At 74.3% G+C, this 19,147-nt stretch carries 1 protein-coding gene; it reads right to left on the bottom strand.

Features of this window, described 5'->3' with window-relative positions; translation table 11 throughout:
• Positions 1–15: 15 nt before the first annotated feature.
• Positions 16–19,140 (bottom strand): non-ribosomal peptide synthetase, encoded by a 19,125-nt coding sequence (locus BLT82_RS25370; protein WP_093658776.1) that lies wholly within the window; start codon positions 19,138–19,140, stop codon positions 16–18.
• Positions 19,141–19,147 lie beyond the last annotated feature (7 nt).

The following is a 19,147-nucleotide window of genomic DNA, read 5'->3' as shown; positions in this document are numbered from 1 at the left end:
CAACCCGGGTGCCGTTCACCCGTGGCCCCGCCGCTCGGCCCGGTCGATCAGCCCCTTCAGGGCCCGGAACCAGGTCTCGGCCAGGTCCCGGACCGTTTCGCGGGTCACCAGCCCCTCCGCGTAGGACCAGTGGGCGGCCAGCACCGGCCCGTCCGCCCGGTCCTCGGTGACCACGTCGATGCCCAGCGCGTGACCCTCCCGCATCGCGGGCCCCGGGCCGATGTCGGCGTGCTCCTCCTCGGGGGCGTACGACCAGTCGGTCTCCTCCGGGACGCCGAACCTGCCCAGGTAGTTGAACTCGATGCGCGGGGGGACGCGGCTCGCCAGGACCTCGCGGGTGCGCGGGTTGAGATGCCGCAGCATGCCGTAGCCGGCCCCGCCCGCGGGCAGTGACGCAAGATGCCCGCGTACCCGCCGCACGGCCTCCTCCGCCGCCGGACCGCCCGCCATCGCCTCGGTGGGATCGGCCGTGCCGGCGTCGAGGCGGACCGGGAAGACGCTGGTGAACCAGCCCACGGTGCGGGAGAGCCCCACATCGTCGCCGGCCAGTTCCTCCACGCGGCCGTGGCCTTCGAGATCCACCAGGACCGAGGTGTCCGAGCCCCCGTTGCGGCGCAGGTGGTCCGCGAACGCCAGGGCGAGGCCCGCCAGCAGCACGTCGTTGACGCCCGCCCCGTACGCGGCCGGCACGGCCGACAGCAGCGGCCCGGTGAACTCCGGGGGGAGCCGCAGCTCCAGTTCGCGCAGCGACGCCGTAGTGTCGCGGTCCGGATCCGGCTCGCGCAGCAGTGGGAAGGGTTCCGTGCCGCCGTCCAGAACGGCCGTCCACAGCGGCAGCTCCGCCTCGCGGTCCGGGGCTCCGGACAGCTCGGCCAGCAGCCTCGACCATCGGGCGAAGGAGGTCTCCACGGGGTCCAGCCGCACGGGCCGCCCGGCCGACACGTCGCGCCACGCCGCCGCGAGGTCGGGCAGCAGCACCCGCCACGACACACCGTCCACGACGAGGTGGTGGGCCACCAGCAGCAGCCGTCCCGGCGCGCCGCCCGCGTCGAACCAGACGGCCTTGACCATGACTCCCGCGTCCGGGTCCAGCAGGGCCCGCGCCGTGTGGGCGTGCTCCCGGACGGTCTCGCCCAGGGCCTGTGCGCCGAGACCGGAGACGTCCACCCGCGCGATCCAGCCGGCGGCATCGACCGTGCCGGGCCGCGGCACGTGCAGCGACCAGTCGTCGGTGTCGTCGCGTGACGGCCGCACCAGCGTCGCCCGCAGCATGTCGTGCCGGTCCGCGATCGACTGGAGCACGGCGGTGAGTCCGGGCAGGTCGAGCTCCGCCGGGGTGCGCACCAGCGCCGCCTGGTGGTACGTCTCGACCGGGCCGCCGAGCTCCCGCAGCCAGTGCATCACGGGGGTCAGGGGCACGGTACCGGTGCCGTCGTCCTCGGGCAGCGGGGCGGCGACGCCGGCGGCCTCGGCCACGGTGCCCAGACCCTCCGGCGTCCGGTGCCGGAACACCTGGCGAGGGCTGATCCGGACCCCGGCCGCACGGGCCCGGCTGACGAGCTGCATGGCCATGATGCTGTCGCCGCCGAGGACGAAGAAGTCGTCGTCCACACCGACCCGTTCGAGTCCCAGCACCTCCGCGAAGACCGTGCACAGGGCCCGCTCCCTCTCGTTGCCCGGCGGGCGGCCCGAGGACATCGCGGAGAAGTCGGGGGCGGGGAGCGCGCTCCGGTCCAGCTTTCCGTTCGCCAGCTCCGGGAAGCGCTCCAGCAGGACGACGGCCGAGGGGACCATGTGGTCCGGAAGGTGGGCCGCGACATGTGCGCGCAGCGCCCCCGCGTCCGCCCGCTCGACCCCGGCGGCCACGGCGTACGCCACCAGGCGGCGCCGGGAGCCGTCCTGATGGACCGTCACCACAGCCCGGTCCACGGCGGGATGCAGGGCCAGTACGGACTCGATCTCCGCCGGCTCGATGCGGAAGCCGCGGATCTTCATCTGCTCGTCGGCGCGCCCGAGGAAGTCGACGCGTCCGTCCGAGGTCCAGCGGGCCAGGTCGCCGGTGCGGTAGAGCCGGGAACCGGGCGGGCCGAACGGGTCGGCGACGAAGCGCTCCGCCGTCAGCCCCGGGCTGCCCAGATAGCCGCGGGCGAGCCCGCCGCCGGACAGGTACAGCTCACCGGGCACACCCGGCGGCACCGGCTGCAGCAGCCCGTCGAGCACATGGACCCGGGTCCCGGCCACCGGCCGCCCCACGAGCGGGCGTTCACTGTCGCCGACCCGCGCCACCAGGGCGTCGACCGTCGATTCGGTCGGCCCGTACAGGTTGAACGCCTCGGTCCCCGGCAGCGAGGCAAGCCGCCGCCAGAGCGCCAGCGGCACCGCCTCGCCACCCACGCCGACCACCGCGAGCGGGCACTCGCCCTCCCGCAGCAGTCCGCTTCCGGCCATCTGCGCGAACAGGGAAGGGGTGACCTCCAGGAAGTCGAACCCGTGCCGGACGGCCGCCGCGGCGAGCAGTTCCGGATCGTGCCGGACCTCCTCGGACACGATGTGCACGCAGTGCCCGTCGAGCAGCCACAGCTGGGGCTGCCAGGACGCGTCGAAGAAGAACGACCAGGCGTGGCCGGCCCGCAGGTGCCTCCGGCCGGTCGACGCGACGGCCGGCGCGTACAGCGTCTCGCGGTGGCTGTGGAACAGATGGCCGAGGGTCTCGTGGGTGACGACCACACCCTTGGGAAGGCCGGTGGAGCCGGAGGTGTAGATCACGTACGCGGGGTGGCGCGGGCTCAGCGGACCGGTCCGTTCGGCGTCGGTGACGGCGGAGGGGTCCTGGGCGGCGATCCGTTCGGCCGTCCCCGGGTCGTCCAGCACCACCCGTGCGCTCTCCGGGGGCAGCGTGTCGGCGAGTTCCGCCGTGGTGAGGGTGAGGACGGGCCGCGCGTGTGCGAGGACGTGCGCCGTACGCCCCGCCGGCGCGTCGGGGTCCAGGGGCAGATAGGCCGCGCCCGCCTTGTGGACGGCGAGGACCGCCTCCATGAAGGCGGCGGTGCGCGGCAGGGCCAGGGCCACGAGGCTTTCGGGGCCCGCGCCGTACCCGATCAGGAGCCGGGCGAGGCGGTTGGATCCCGCGTCGAGTCGGTCGTAGGTGAGTTCGACTCCGTCCGAGGCCACGGCCGGCGCCCCGGGCCATGCGCGGACGCACGCGTCGAACAGCGCGGGCACCGTCGTCGGCGCCGCCGGGAGCGGCCGGCTCTGCCAGCCGGCGGTCAGCAGGCGCCGTTCGTCCTCACCGAGTATCCCCACCCGTTCCACCGTGACGTCCGGATCCGCCGCCACGGCCCGCAGCACGCGCCGCAGCCGGTCGGCGAAGCCCTGTGCCGTGTCGTGGTCGAACAGATCGGTGCCGTACTCCAGTACGCCGTCGACCCCGGTGCCGTCGGCCCGCTCGACGAAGTCGAAGGACAGGTCGAACTTGGCCGACGCCTGCGCCACCTCGGCCCTGCGGGACCGCATCGCGAAGAGGTCCGTCTCCTCCCCGCCGGACGCCAGGTACACCACCATCACCTGGAACAGGGGATGGCGTGCGAGCGACCGCCGCGGGTTGAGCACCTCCACCAGCCGTTCGAACGGAACGTCCTGGTGGTCGAAGGCGGACAGATCGGTCTCCCGTACCCGGGCGAGCAACTCCCGGAACGTCGGATCGCCGGACGTGTCCGTGCGCAGCACGAGGGTGTTGAGGAAGAACCCGACCAGATCCTCCAGGGCGGCGTCGGTCCGCCCCGACACCGGACTGCCGATGGGGATGTCGTGGCCCGCGCCGAGCCTCGTGAGCAGGGTGGCCACCGCGGCCTGCAGCACCATGAACACGCTGACGCCGTGCTCGCGGGCCAGCCGGTGGAGGGCCGCTGCCAGTTCGGCGTCGAGGCAGAGGTCGGCCGAGCCGCCCCGGTGGCTCGTCTCCGGCGGACGGGTCCGGTCGGCGGGCAGCGCCAGCTCCTCGGGAAGCCCGTCGAGGACCCGGCGCCAGTACGCGAGCTGGCGGGCCGCGCGGCTTCCGGCGTCCCGCTCGTCGCCGAGGACCTCCCGCTGCCAGAGCGTGTAGTCGGCGTACTGGAGCGGCAGCGGCGCCCAGTCGGGTGCCCTGCCCGCCGCGCGCGCGGCATAGGCCAGGGCCAGATCCCGGTGCAGCGGGGCCTCCGACCATTCGTCACCGGCGATGTGGTGGAGCAGGAGCAGCAGGGCCCACTCGTCCTCTCCCGTTCGGAACACGTGGACGCGCAGCGGGAGTTCGCGGTCCAGTTCGAAACCGTACGCCCCCGCTTCCGCCATCCGGTCCGCGAGGCGGTCCGGTGCGACGTCCTCCACCACGAAGGGGACTCGGAGCCCACCGGGGTCCAGGACGCGCTGGAAGGCCCGGCCGCCCTCCTCGGGGAAGACCGTGCGGAGCGTCTCGTGGCGCTCGGCCAGGTCGTGCACCGCCGCGCGCAGCGCGTCCACGTCCAGATCGCCGGTCAGCGTCCAGGCGGAGGGGATGTTGTACGTGGGGCTGGGGCCCTCCACGCGGTAGAGCACCCACAGCCGCTGCTGGGCCGAGGAAAGGGGGAGCCGCTCCGGGCGCGTCCGTGCTGCGGGCGCGGACCGGGAGCCGGACACGGCCCCGCCGTCCGCCGCGAGCCGTTCGGCGAGGCGGGCCGGCGTCGGTGCGTCGAACACCGTTCGCAGGGACACCTCCGCCCCCAGGACGGTCCGGATCCTCGCCGCCAGCCGCATCGCCAGGAGCGAGTGGCCCCCGAGCGCGAAGAAGTCGTCGTCGACGCCCACGTCACGCACGCCGAGGACGGCGGCGAACGCCTCGCAGAGCAGGTCCTCGCGGGGCGAGCGGGGCAGCCGGCCCGTGCCCGCCCCGGCGAACTCCGGTGCCGGGAGCGCCCTCTCGTCGAGTTTGCCGCTCACCGTGCGCGGGAGCGCAGGAACGGCGACGAAGGCCGCCGGCACCATGTGCGCGGGCAGCACGGAAGCGGCACGGAGCCGCAGTTCGGCCGGGTCCGGAGCCCGGCCCCCGGCGGGCAGGACGTACGCCACCAGCCTGGGCGCCCCCGGGTCGTCCTCGCGCGCCACCACGGCCGCGGACGCCACGTCCGGGTGCTCGGCGAGGGCGGACTCGATCTCGCCGGGTTCGATGCGGAAGCCGCGCAGCTTCACCTGGCCGTCGGCGCGCCCCAGGAACTCCAGCCCGCCGTCGCCGCGTCGCCTGACGAGGTCGCCCGTGCGGTACATCCGGCTGCCCGGTGCGCCGAAGGGATCCGCCGTGAACCGCTCCGCGGTCGGCCCCGGGCGGTTCAGATAGCCGCGGGCCAGCCCCTCGCCCGCCAGGTACAGCTCGCCCGCCACTCCCACGGGGACGGGCCGGAGCGCGCGGTCCAGGACATGGGCGCGGACGTTGTCGAGCGGGGCCGCCCAGGGGGCGGAGCCGTCTGTTCCCGGCCCGTGCCGGCCGTAGGCGTCGACCGCGCACTCCGTGGGGCCGTACAGGTCGTGGGCCTGAACCCCGGGCAGCGCGCACAGCCGTTCCCACAGCGGGGCCGGCGTCGCCTCACCGCCGACGGCGATCACGCCGGGCAACTCGCCGCCGGGCGAGAGGAATCCATGGTGCATCAGCTCGCGCAGATAGGTCGGTGTGACGTCGAGGAAGTCGATGCGCTCCCGCTCGAGACAGGCCATCAGCGCGGCCGGGTCGGCCATCGTGGACTCGTCGGTCACATGCAGTTCGTGCCCGGCGAGCAGCCACAGCAGCGGCTCCCAGGAGCCGTCGAAGCTGAACGACGCCGCGTGCACGGCCCGCAGGCGGGTGCGTCCCGCTGCCCGCTGCGCGGGCCGGATCAGGTCGTCGCGATGCGCCGCGAACAGGTTGCTCAGCCCGCGGTGGGTGCCCACGACGCCCTTCGGGGTGCCGGTGGAACCGGAGGTGAAGATGACGTACGCGGCGTTGGACGGCGCCGGCCGGGCTCGGGTGCCGTCGCCCGACCGGTGCTCCGCGGCCCCCGCGGCCTGTGGGCGCACGGCCGCCGGGCCGTCCGCCGGGGCGCCACCGGGCGCGTGCGACGCAGGATCACCTGGGCCGTCCGCCGGGGCGTTACCGGGCGCGACCGCAGCGCTGCCCCCGGCCCCGCGCCGCGTGGGACCGCCGGGCGCATCCGCCGGGCCCGCCGCCGCGTCGTCGAGCAGGACGCGCTCGCAGCCGCGCGGGAGCCGGGCATCGATGGCGGCCGTGGTCAGCACGCACAGCGCTCCCGCGTCCCGCAGCATGAACTCCATCCGCTCAGAGGGGTATTCGGGATCCAGCGGCAGGTAGGCCGCCCCCGAGCGGAGCACGCCCAGGATCGCCGGGACCATCAGACGCCTGGGGAGCGCCAGCCCCACCACCGTCTCGGGGCCCGCGCCCCTGGCCGTCACCAGTCGCGCGACCGCCTCGACCCGGTCGGACAGCCCGCGGAAGGTGAGCCGCTCCCCGCCCGCGACCAGGGCCGGGGCGTCGGGCGCCGCACGGACCGCGTCGTCGAGGATCTCCGGGACCGATCGGGTCTCCACCGGCCGGTCCGTGGCGTTCCAGACCGCCGCCGAGGCGGCCTCCTCCTCGTCGGTGAGGACGCGCAGCGAGCCGACCGGCCGCCAGGGATCGGCGGCGACCTGCTCCAGCAGGCCCACGAGCCGCCGGGCCAGCAGGGCCGCGGTCCCGGCGTCGGTGAGGTCGGTGGCGTACTCCAGCAGCAGCGTCATGTCCCGGCCCGGCCCGTGGTCGGCCACGGTGAAGTCCAGGTCGAACTTGGCCATGCCGGTGTCCATGTCGAACCACTCGGTCGGCAGCCCGAACAGGTCCGGGTCGCCGTCGGGGCGGTGGTGGTAGCCGAGCATCACCTGGAACAGCGGGTTGCGGTCGGCCACCCGGGCCGGATTGACCGCCTCCACGACGCGGTCGAACGGCACGTCCTGGTGCTCGAACGCCGCCAGCGCCGCCTCCTTGACCCGGCCCAGCAGCTCCGCGAAGGACGGGTCCCCGGACAGGTCCGTGCGCAGGACGAGCGTGTTGACGAAGAAGCCGACGAGGTCGTCGACCGCACTGTCCGTGCGCCCGGCGATGGGGGTCCCGAGAGGGATGTCGTCTCCCGCACCGAGCCGGTGCAGCAGAGCCGCGGTCGCCGCTTGGCACAGCATGAACATACTGACCTGGTGGGTGGCCGACAGTTCCCTCAGCGCCGCTGCCGACGCGTCCGGCAGCGTCGTCCGCACGACGGCGGCCCGGCCCGTCGCGCGGACCGCGCCCGGCCGGTCCAGCGGCAGCGGGATCTCCTCGGGCAGCCCGCGCAGCGTCCGCGTCCAGTAGCCGAGCTGCCGCTCGCCGACGTCGGCGAGCAGCCGCTCCTGCCACAGGGTGTAGTCGGCGTACTGGACCGGCAGCGCGGTCCACTCCGGCTCCCGGCCGGCTGCCCTGGCGGCGTACGCGTGGTTCAGATCGGAGAGGAACGGCCGGTCCGACCACTCGTCGGTGGTGATGTGGTGCAGCACCACCGCCACCACGGTGTCCTCCGCGCCCAGCCGCAGCACCTCGGCACGCAGGGGCAGATCCGCGGCCAGGTCGAAGGGGCGCCGCTGTGCCTCCTCGACGCGCGCGGCCAGCTCGTCCTCGGGGCAGTCGGCCGCGCGGAACTCCGGTACGGCCTCACCGGCCGGCACGATCCGCTGGTACGGCTCGCCGTCCACGGTCTCGAAGCGGGTCCGCAGCGCCTCGTGACGGCCCATGACATCCGCCAGCGCGGTCCGCAGCGCGGCCTCGTCGAGAAGCCCGCGGACCCGGAACACCAGCGGGAAGTGGTAAGCGACCCCGCCTCCGGTGATCCTCTCCACCAGCCACAGCCGCCGCTGAGCCGCCGAGAGCGGGATCCGTTCGGGCCGGACGGCCGTCGTCAGCACGGCGCGGGCCGGCCGGCCCGCGCCCGCCCGCAGCGCCAGGGCCTCGGGCGTGGGGGCCTCGAACAGATCGCGGATCGCGAGCTCCGCGCCCAGCTCGGTTCGGGCCCTGCTGATCAGCCGGGTGGCGAGCAGGGAGTGGCCGCCGAGGTCGAAGAAGTCGTCCTCCGCCCCGGTACGGGGCAGCCCCAGCACCTCGGCGAACAGGCGGCACAGCACCTCCTCGACCGGGGTGCGCGGTCCGCGCCCCGCCGAGAGCGCCACGGCCGGCTCGGCGTCCGGCAGCGCCCGCACGTCGAGCTTGCCGTTGTCGTTCATCGGCAGTCCGGGCAGGACCACGAAAGCGGCCGGAACCATGTAGGCGGGCAGCCGCCGGCCCAGGTCCTCGCGCAGCCTGCGCACGAGCGCCCCGTTGCCGCGGCCCGCGGCCGGAGCACTGGCGTACGGGCTCGTGCCCCGGTCCGGGCGCGGCCGGTGGAGCCCCGTCGTCCGCGCGCCCCGCGTGCCGCGGACGAACACGGCGTCGTAGAAGCCGGGTTCTTCCGACCAGGTGGTCAGCACCCGGTAGTCGTGCGCCTCCCCGAGTTCTCGCAGGTCGTCCGGTTCCACGCCGGCCGCGGCCGGCGGACCGGGCGGCACGGCGTCCATCGCCCGCAGCACGGCCAGGTCCCCGGCGGTCCGCGGGTCCGGCACCCGGCGCAGCCGCAGGCGTTCCGGCGCGGCCTGCCCGGCCGCGAGGAGAGCGGTCAGGTCCCCGGACCCCGCCCAGCCGAGTTCCGGGGTGTGCTCCAACCCGACCGCATCGGAGGTGTCCTCGTACAGGACGACGTCGTACCGGTAGCGCGTCAGCTCGTTGTGGTGCCGGCCGGCCTTGGTGCGCACCTCGGCGCCGACGCCGAGGGTCGTGAACCAGTCCGGGTCCACGAGGAGTTCCTTCTCCAGGGCGAGTCCCCGGTCGACAGCCGGCCGCAGCGACCGGGGGTCCGTGTCCTCGCCGGCGCGGGCCGCCTGGATGCCCGCCTGGAAGACCCGGGCCTGGCGAAGGTCGCGGACGTCACCGAGGAACAGCGCGCCTCCCGGCGCGAGCAGGGCCATGGCGCCCCGGATCACCTGGTGCAGATGGTCCAGGCTCGGGAAGTACTGGGCGACGGAGTTGATCACGACGGTGTCGAAGAACCCGGCGGGCAGACCGTCGGTCACCTCGGCGCTCTGGCAGCGCAGCTCCACCTTCTCCGCCAGTTCCGGATCCGCCCGGAGGTCCTCGCCGAGCTTGCGGATCACGGGCTCGGCGAAGTCCGTTGCCCAGTACGTCTCGGCGTCCGGGGCGAGCCGGGACAGCAGCAGCCCCGATCCGACACCGATCTCCAGAACGCGTCGCGGCCGCAGTTCGCGGATGCTCCGCACGGTGGCCTCTCGCCATTCACGCATGTGCTCGAGGGGGATCGGCTGCCCGTCGTACGAGCTGTCCCAGCCGGCGAAGTCCTCGGTGAACAGGGCCGTACCGATCTCGCTGTACTCGGCCGAGTAGATCTCCCGCCACTCGCCGACCTGTTCCCGCTCGGCCCACTCACGGGACTCCGCCCCGGGTCCGGCCGGGACGACGTAACCCACCAGCCGCCGGGCGCCGGGGGCCGACTCGTCGTCACGCGCCACCACCGCCGCCTGGGCCACCTCCGGGTGCTGCGCCAGAACCGCCTCGATCTCGCCCGGTTCCACCCGGTGGCCGCGGATCTTGACCTGGTCGTCCGTGCGCCCGAGGAAGTCCAGGTTGCCGTCACCTCGCCTGCGCACCAGGTCGCCCGTGCGGTACATGCGCTCGCCGGGCCTGCCGTACGGGTCGGCCACGAACCGTTCCGCGGTCAGACCCGGCCGGCCCAGGTAGCCGCGGGCGAGACCGACGCCGGCGATGTACAGCTCGCCGGCCACCCCGTCCGGCACCGGCCGCAGCCAGGTGTCCAGGATCCGTGCGCGGGTGGCGCGGATCGGGCGGCCCACGGTCGGGGTCGCGCTGTCCCGCGTACCGCCGCCGAGGGTGTTGATGGTGTACTCGGTGGGCCCGTACAGGTTGTAGCCGTACGTCCCCTCGGTGTCCCGCAGGGTGGTCCACACCGCCTCGGTGACCGCTTCCCCGCCGAGCAGCACCAGGGGCGGGCGGTGGCCCTCCAGCAGGCCCTCCTCGATCAGGAGGTGCGCGTACGTCGGGGTCACGTTGACGACGTCGACGCGGTGCTCCTCGCAGTACGCCACCAGGGCGGTGGCGTCACGCCGCAGGTCCTCGTCGCAGATGTGCACCTCGTGGCCCTCGACGAGCCACAGCAGCTCCTCCCACGACATGTCGAACGCGAACGACACGGTGTGCGCGATGCGCAGCCGCCGCCCCCCGGCCGACGCCACCGCCGGGGCGAAGATCTCCCTCTGGTGGTTCAGCTGCATGTTCGTCAGGCCCGCGTAGGGGGTGACCACTCCCTTCGGCCGCCCCGTGGAGCCGGAGGTGTAGATCACGTACGCCGGGTGCTCCAGGCTGAACGACGCGCCTGCCGGTGCCGGTGACAGCCCGTCGAGCTCGGCCGCCACGGCCGGGTCGTCGAGCAGTACCCGGGGGGTGTCGCCGGAGAGGGTCCGTGACACCGCCTCCGTCGAGAGCAGGAGCAGGGGGCGGGCGTCGGCCAGCATCAGGGACAGCCGCTCCGCGGGATGGTCCAGCTCAAGCGGCAGATACGCGGCGCCGGTCCGCAGCACCGCGAACAGCGCCACCACCGTGTCGAGAGAGCGGGGCAGGCCCAGCGCGACGACCCGCTCAGGACCGGCTCCGCGAGCCAGGAGCAGCCGGGCCAGCCGGTTGCAGCGTGCGTCCAGCTCGGCGTAGGTCAACGTCGCGGAGCCGAAGACCAGGGCCGTCGCGCCCGGCGTCCGGGCCGCCTGCGCGGCCAGCATGTCCGCGACCGTCTCGTGCGGCACCCGCTGCCGGCTCGCCGACTCCTCCCGCGCCAGGGCCAGGGCCTCCGACGGGAGCAGCGGGTCCAGCGAGCCGACGGGCGCCGACGGGTCGGCCACGAGCCGTCCGACCAGCAGCACGAACCGGTCGAGCAGGCTTCGCGCGTACGTCCGGTCCAGCAGGTCGGGGCGGTACGCGAGGGTGACGCGGATCCGCTCGCCGGGCGTGACGACCAGGTTGGCCGGGTAGTGGGTGGCGTCCACGTTCGCCACGGCCGTGGCACCGTACCGGTCGCGCAGCGCCGCGAGCCGTTCGTCGGTGTCGGCGTTGCGCAGCACGAACAGGGTGTCGAACAGCCGGCGGTGTCCCGTCTCGGCCTGGAGCACTCCGAGCCCCAGGTACTCGTACGGCATGAGCTCCATCCGCTCGCCCTGGACGCGGCGCAGCAGTTCCACGACCGGCTCGCGCGGGTCGAACGCGATCCGCGTGGGGACGGTGTTGAGGAACATGCCGACGACGTTCTCGACGTCCGGCACCTCGCTCGGCCGCCCCGCCACGGTGGTGCCGAAGGCGACGTCGGTGCGGCCCGTCGCACCGGCGAGGACCAGCCCCCAGGCGGCGTTCAGCACCGTGTTGGGGGTCAGGCCGTGCCTACGCGCGGTCTCGCGCAGCCGGTCCGCCGCCTCCGCGTCGAGGACGGCGTCCAGGTGCTCCGGGATCACCGGTGCCGGGCCCCGGTCGCCGACGGCCGGCGCCAGCAGCGTGGGCTCGTCGAAGCCGGCCAGTGCCGCCCGCCACGCACCGGTCGCGCGTGCGTCGTCCCGGTGCTCCAGCCAGCTCAGGTAGTCCCGGTACGAACCCGGGTCCCGCAGGCCGGCCGCGTCGCCGCCGCTCTCGTAGAGGGCGAACAGCTCGTTCAGGAAGAGCCACGCCGACCAGCCGTCCCAGAGGATCAGATGGCGCCCGATCACGAGCCGGTCCCCGCGCCCGGCACCGAGCCGGACGAGCAGCATCCGGAACAGCAGCGGCCGGGACAGGTCGAAGCGGCGGGCTCGCTCCTCGTCCATCAAGTCCCGCAGCCTCACCTCCTGTTCGGCCTCGGGGAGCCCCGACAGATCCACCTCCCGGACCGGGACTCCGGCCTCGCGCACGATGAACTGCACCGGCCGCCGCTGGCCTTCGCTCGTGAAGCCCGCCCGCAGGCTGGGATTGCGGGCCAGCAGCGTCCGAGTGGCGGCCCGCAGCCGCCCGATGTCCACCCCGCCGGCCAGGTCGAAGGACTCGTGGACGGTGTAGACGTCCAGGGCGCCGTCGTCGTAGGCCGAGTGGAAGAACAGGCCCTCCTGCAGTGGGGCCAGCGGCCACACGTCCTCGATCCGGCCGGGGGCGAGCCGCTCCACCCGCTCCCGTTCCTCGTCCGTCAGGGCGTACACGGCGGTGGCCGCGTCCCGGTCGGCCGCCGCGACCGTGCCCGCCGCCGCGGCGAGCGCCGCGGGGGTGCGGTGCTCGAAGACCTCGCGCGGGCCCAGCTCCAGACCCGCGCGACGCGCCCGGCTGCAGACGGCGATGGAGCTGATGCTGTCGCCGCCCAGCAGGAAGAAGTCGTCGTCGATGCCGACGTCCGGAACGTCCAGCACCGCCGCGAAGACGTCCGTCAGCAGCCGCTCACGGGCGTCGCGAGGCGCCCTGGCAGCCGCTCGCACGAGCCTCGGGGCCGGCAGCGCGGCCCGGTCCAGTTTGCCGCTGGGCGTCAGCGGCAGGCCGTCCAGGACGACCCAGGCGCCGGGAACCATGGAGGAGGGCAGCAACTCCGCAAGTCCCGCACGTAGTTCGGGCACCTGAAGGGCGTCCGCGCCGGGATCCGACGGCACCACGTACGCGACCAGCGCGTCGTCCCGCACCGTCACGACGGCGTGGCCCACGCCCCGCAGCCGCAGCAGCGCGGACTCCATCTCGCCCGGCTCGATCCGGATGCCGTGCAGCTTCACCTGCCGGTCGGTGCGGCCCAGGTACTCGATCACCCCGTCCGCGCGGCGCCGCACCAGATCGCCGGTGCGGTACATCCGGCTGCCGGGCGGCCCGTACGGGTCGGCCGTGAACCGCTCGCCCGTCAGCGCCGGGCGGGCGTGATAGCCGCGCGCGAGCTGGCAGCCGGCCAGATACAGCTCGCCCGGCACCCCGTCCGGAACCGGTCGCAGGCACAGGTCCAGCACCCGCAGCCCGGTGTTCCAGACCGGCCCTCCGATGGGCACGGCCGGTCCGCCGCCGTCCTCGCGCGGGTCGAACGGGTGGTGGGTGACGTCGACCGCCGCCTCCGTGGGGCCGTACAGGTTGTGCAAGGGCACTCCCGTCAGCGTGTGCCACCGGTGCGCCGCCGTGAGCGGCAGCGCCTCGCCGCTGCTCAGCACGCGCCGGAGGGACGCCGACCAGCCGGGGTCGCCGGTGATCTCGTCCGACCGCAGGAAAGCCTCCAGCATGGACGGCACGAAGTGCATCGTGGTGACGGCCTGCTCCCGCACCAGCGCCGCCAGATACGCCGGGTCGCGGTGGCCGTCCGGGCGGGCGAGGACGACGGCGGCGCCTTCGAGGAGCGGCCAGAAGAACTCCCACACGGACACGTCGAAGCTGGACGGGGTCTTCTGCAGGACGCGGTCGTCGGCGCGCAGCCCGTAGGCGCCCTGCATCCACGCCAGCCGGTTGACGATGGCCCGGTGGGTGACGACCACGCCCTTGGGGAGTCCCGTGGAACCCGAGGTGTAGATGAGGTAGGCCGGGTCGTCGGGGTGGGCCGGGCGGCGGGAACCCGAGACGGCGGCGGTCCCGTCGTCCACCGCCCTGTCCGAGGAGTCGAGCAGCAGGACCGCGGTCCCGGAACGGTCCGGCAGCGCGGCTGCGGTCCGGGCGACGGCGACCACCGTCGTCGTACCGGAGTCGGCCAGCATGTGGGCCACGCGGTCCGCCGGGTAGTCGGGGTCCAGCGGCAGATAGGCGGCGCCGGATTTCAGCACCCCGAGCAGTGCCACCATCAGCTCCGCCGACCGGGGTACGGCCACGGCCACGAAGTCGCCCGGGCCGATGCCCCGCCTCCCCAGCCGCTCCGCCAACGCCTCGGCACGGACGTCGAGTTCGCCGTAGTCGAGCCGTTCCCCTTCGAAGACAACCGCCGTGGCGCCCGGGGTCCTGGCCACCTGCGCCGCGAACGCGTCGGCCAGCGTCGTCGCCGGGACCGCGCGTTCCTCGCCCGACGGATGAGCGCACAGAGCCTCGTGCGGGGCCAGCAGTTCGACGGAGCCCGCCGTGCGGGCGGGGTCGGCGGCGAACGCCTCCAGGATCCGCACCAGCCGGTCGCCGATCGCCCGTACGGTGCCTGCGTCGAGCCGCTCCGCGTGGTGCTTGAGCCGCAGGTCGAGGCGGCGTCCGGGCCGGGCCACGAGCGCGAGCGGGTAGTGGACGGCGTCGTGGAACACGTCCCCGGTGATCCGGACGCTGCCCGAGGGGTCACTCAGGTGCCCGCCGGCCGGGTAGTTCTCGACCACCAGCAGGGTGTCGAAGAGTTCGCCCCCGCCGGCGTGGCCGGCGAGACGCTGGATCTCCGCCAGACCGAGGTGCTGGTGGTCCAGCAGCCGCGCCTGCTCGTCCTGGAGCCGCAACAGGATGCTCCCGAGGGACTCCCGCGGAGTCCAGCGCAGCCGGGTCGGCAGGGTGTTGATGAACAGGCCCACCATCGTGCCGACACCGTCGACCTCGCTGTCACGGCCGGAGACGGTGGTGCCGAAGAGCACGTCGTCGCGGCCCGTGAGCCGGCCGATCAGCAGCCCCCAGGCGGACTGCAGAACCGTTCCGAGCGTCACACCGTGCTCCCGGGCCCGTTCGGCGAGACGCGCGGTGGTCCCTTCGGAGAGTTCCACCCTGACGTGCGCGGGACGCACGGCGCCGCCCGTGGACGGGGTGTCCACCAGCCGGGTGGGCCCGTCGATCCCGGCGAGCGCGGAGCGCCATGCCTCGCGGGCGGTGTCGCGGTCCTGTTCGCCGAGTCGGCGCAGGAAGGCGCGGTACGGCGTGACCGGGGCGAGCGCTGGGCCGGCCGCGCCGTAGCCGGCCATCAGTTCGCGGTGCAGCACGGGCAGCGACCAGCCGTCCGCGACGATGTGATGGAACGTCAGCACGAGGCGGCTGCGCCGCTCGCCCAGACGCACCAGAGCGCAGCGCACCAGCGGCGGGGCCGCCAGGTCGAATGATTCCTCCCGCTCCTGTGCGAAGACCGCCTCGCCCAGCGCCTCGCGGTCCGCGTCCTCCTCGCAGGAGAGGTCGATCTCCCGCCACGGCAGCACGGCGTCTTGCACGACGACCTGCACCGGAGTGCCGTCGCAGCGCTGCCGGAAGCCGGCCCGCAGCGGCGCGTGACGGTCGAGCAGGTGCTGTGCCGCCCGGCGCAGGGTGGTGCCGTCGACCGGGCCCGCCAGGTCCAGGACCTGCTGCACCACATAGGTGTCGCCGCCCGGCCCACCGGTCAGCGAGTGGAAGAAGAAGCCCTGCTGGAGCGGGGTCAGGGGGAGCAGTTCCTCGATCGCCAGGGGATCCGCACCCTGGATGAAGGCGAGTTCCGCAGCGTCCGGCTCGCCGAGCAGGTCCGAGCCCGGGTCGGCGGACGCCGTCGGTCGGTCGACGGCCGCCTTCGCCAGCTCCTCGACCGTACGGTGCCGGAACACCTCGCGGGGGGTGAGCCGCAGCCCCGCCTCCCGGGCCCTGATCAGCAGCTGGACGGCCGTGATGCTGTCGCCGCCGAGCGCCAGGAAGTCGTCCTCCGCCGTGACCCGGTCCAGCCCGAGGACCTCGGCGAACAGCCGGGCGAGCAGCGTCTCGCGCGGGGTGCGCGGCGCTCGGCCGACGCTCGCCGCCGCACGGTCCGGAACGGGCAGCGACCGGGCGTCGATCTTGCCGCTCGGGGTGACGGGAAGGGCGTGCACCGGGACGAAGGCCGCGGGCACCATGTAGTGGGGCAGCGCCGCGGAGGCGTGCTCGCGCAGCGTCCTCATCAGGGCCGCCGGGTCGCGGAAGGGCGCCGGACGGTTGGCGTGCGGATACGCACCGGCGGTGCGGTACAGCCCGTCCGGGGGGCCGCCGAGGGCGAAGACCGCGTCGAACGCCCCGTCGTCGGCGTCGCCGTTCCAGGTGAGGGCCACGTGGTAGCCGTGCTCGGCCGCGACGGTGTGGAAGTCCTCCGGGTCCGCGCCGGGTTCGGCCGTGCCGCCCGCGCCCTCCAGCCGCCGCAGGTCCGCCAGGTCGTCGGCCAGGCGGGCGTTGGGCACTCCCGTGATCCGCAGCCGCTGCGGGCGTCGTGCCAGGAGCCGGGCGGGCCCGCCCTGCGCCGTGGCCGAGGCCCAGCTCACCTCCTGCCCGCCGTCGGCGGCCGCCGGGCGCCCGCCGGGCCGCAGCACGACGTCGTACCGGTAGCGGCTGAGCTCGTTGTGGCACACGGCCCGCTTCATCCGGATCTCCGTGTCGAACCCGTCGAGGGCGGCGAAGTAGTCCGGGTCGAGAAGCAGTTCGCCCTCCCAGCGCACCGACCGCTCCACGGCGGAGCGCAGCGCGGTCTTGTCCGGGTCGTCGTCGCCGCGGAGGAAGGCGCGGCGGGACTCGACCGCCGCGCGCAGCGTGCGCAGCAGCCGCAGGTTGCGCACGTCCCCGAGGAAGACCCGGCCGCCGGGGGCGAGCAGCGCCGACACCTTCCGCAGCACGTCCTCGAGGTACTCGGCGCTCGGGAAGTACTGCGCCACGGAGTTGAGCACGACCGTGTCGAAGTGACCGGCCGGCAACCCCTCGGTGTCGTGCGCGGGACGGGTCAGCAGCTCGACCCTGCGCGCCAGTTCCGGGTCGCGGCCGACATGGGCGCGCAGCGCGGCGACCGCCTCCCCGGACAGGTCGGTGGCCCAGTACGACTCGCAGCCGGGGGCGATCCGGGACAGGACCAGGCCGCTGCCGGCGCCGATCTCCAGCACCCGGCGGGCGGGCCCGGCGTCACGGATGCTCCGGACGGTCTCCTCGTGCCACTCGCGCATCTCCTGGAAGGGGATGGGCCGGCCGTCGTACATGCTGTTCCAGCCGGCGAAGTTCTCCCGGAGGCCGTCCGCTCCGGCCGCCCGGTAGAGGAGCTCGTGCATCTCCTTCCACTCCTCGACCCCGGCGTACGGGTCGGCGCCGCGCGGCTGGGTGAGCGCCGGTACGACGTAGGCGGCGAGACACCGGTCACCGGGCCTGTCCTCACGCGCGATCACCGTGACCTGGTCGACGGCGGGATGGCCGCGCAGCACGGACTCGATCTCGCCGGGCTCGATGCGGAAACCTCGGATCTTGACCTGGGCGTCGGCGCGGCCGAGGAACTCCAGCCTGCCGTCGCCCTTCCAGCGGACCAGGTCGCCCGTGCGGTAGAGCCGCTCGCCCGGCTCGCCGAAGGGGTCCGCGACGAACCGTTCGGCGGTCAGGGCCGCGCGGCCCAGATAGCCGCGCGCGAGCCCCGCGCCCCCGAGGTACAACTCACCCGTGACACCGGCGGGAACCGGCCTGAGGCAGGCGTCGAGGACGTACGCCCTGGTGCCGGGGTCGGGCACACCGATCGGCACGATGGAGCCGGCGGGGATGTCCGGATCGCACAGCCCCAGTGTGGAGTTGGTGGTCGCCTCGGTCGGCCCGTAGGCGTTGAACATCATGCGCCCGCGGGCATAGCGGCCCACCAGCTCAGGGGCGACCCGCTCCGTGCCGGCCAGCAGCGTCGCGGCGGGCGGCAGGGGTACGTCCTCGGGCATGGCGGCGAGCAGCGCGGGCGGAAGGATCATGAAGGTGATGCCGTGGGCGCGCGCGTAGTCCGCGAGCGGGGCGCCGGGCACGCGGAGTTCGGCCGGTACGACGACGAGCCGTCCGCCCGAGAGGAGTCCGAGGCACAGGTCCCAGAAGGCGACGTCGAAGCTCGGCGAGGCGAACTGGAGCACCCGGCTGTGCGGGCCGATGCCGAACCGTTCGGTCTGGGTGGCGACGAGCTTGGCCACACCGCTGTGCGCGAGCACGACGCCCTTGGGACGGCCGGTCGAGCCGGAGGTGTAGATGACGTAGGCGGCGCCCAGGACGGTGAGGGGGGCGCCGCGGTCGGCGTCGGTCGGATCGTGGGCGGGCCGCTCGGCCAACTCGGCTCCGGTGGCCGGCGCGTCGAGCGCCAGCACCGCCATCCCGTCCTGCCCGGGCAGTTCGGCGGCCGTCTCCGCGGTCGTCACCATGCAGACGGGAGCGGAGTCCGCCAGCATGTAGGCGACGCGGTCCACCGGATAGTCGTGGTCGACCGGCAGATAGGCGGCACCGGACTTCAGCACCGCGACCTCGGCCACGATCAGGTCCACCGAGCGCGGCAGCGCGAGCGCCACGATCCGCTCGGGGCCCGCCCCGCGCGCGATCAGCGCGTGGGCGAGGCGGTTGGCCCGCTCGTCCAGTTCGGCGTAGGTCAGTTGCTCGTGCCGGAAGACCAGGGCTACGGCGTCGGGACGGGAGCGGACCTGTTCGGCGAACAGCGCGGGCCAGGTCGTCGCCGGCACCCCGTGCCCGGTCGCGTTCCAGTCACGTACCACCTGCCGGTACTCGGACGTGTCCATGAGTGCGAGCGCCCCGACGGGCGCCTCCGGACGGGCCAGCGCGTCGGTCAGCAGGGTCCGGTAGTGGCCGAGTACGCGCTCGACGGTGGCGCCGTCGAAGAGGGCGGTGGCGTAGGTGGCCCGTACCGTGCCCTCACCCACCTCCAGCAGCAGGTCCACCGGGTCCGGTAATCCGTCGGCGGGACGGGCGGCCGTGGCGAAGGCCGTGTTGAAGAACGGTCCCGCGCCGTCGCGCACCGGCTGCGGACGCAGTTCGTCGGCGAGGACGTCCAGAGGGGCGCGATGGGCCTCGGCGTCCTGCCGCGCGTGCTCCACCCGGCGCTCCAACTCGCGGAAGGAGGGCTCGTGTTCGATGGAGACCCGCAGCGGCAGACCGTCGTGCCCGACGGTGAGGTCGGTGGCCCCGCTGTAGCGGTGAAGCAGTGTCAGGAACGCGGCCAGCAGCACGGAGTCGGGGGCGTCCGGCACCCCGGGCAGGACCCGCGTCTGCCGTTCCCGTTCCTCGGCCGGAACGAACGGACGGTCTCGGGGGAGCGAGACATCCTGCGGAAGCGGCGTCAGAACCCGCCGCCAGTAGGCCAGAACTTCCTCGGAACCGCACACGTCTTGC

It is taken from the genome of Streptomyces wuyuanensis, assembly GCF_900103455.1.
GTDB lineage: Bacteria > Actinomycetota > Actinomycetes > Streptomycetales > Streptomycetaceae > Streptomyces > Streptomyces wuyuanensis.
Note: the sequence above shows the minus strand (reverse complement) of the source record. Positions and strands in the feature narration are given on the sequence as shown.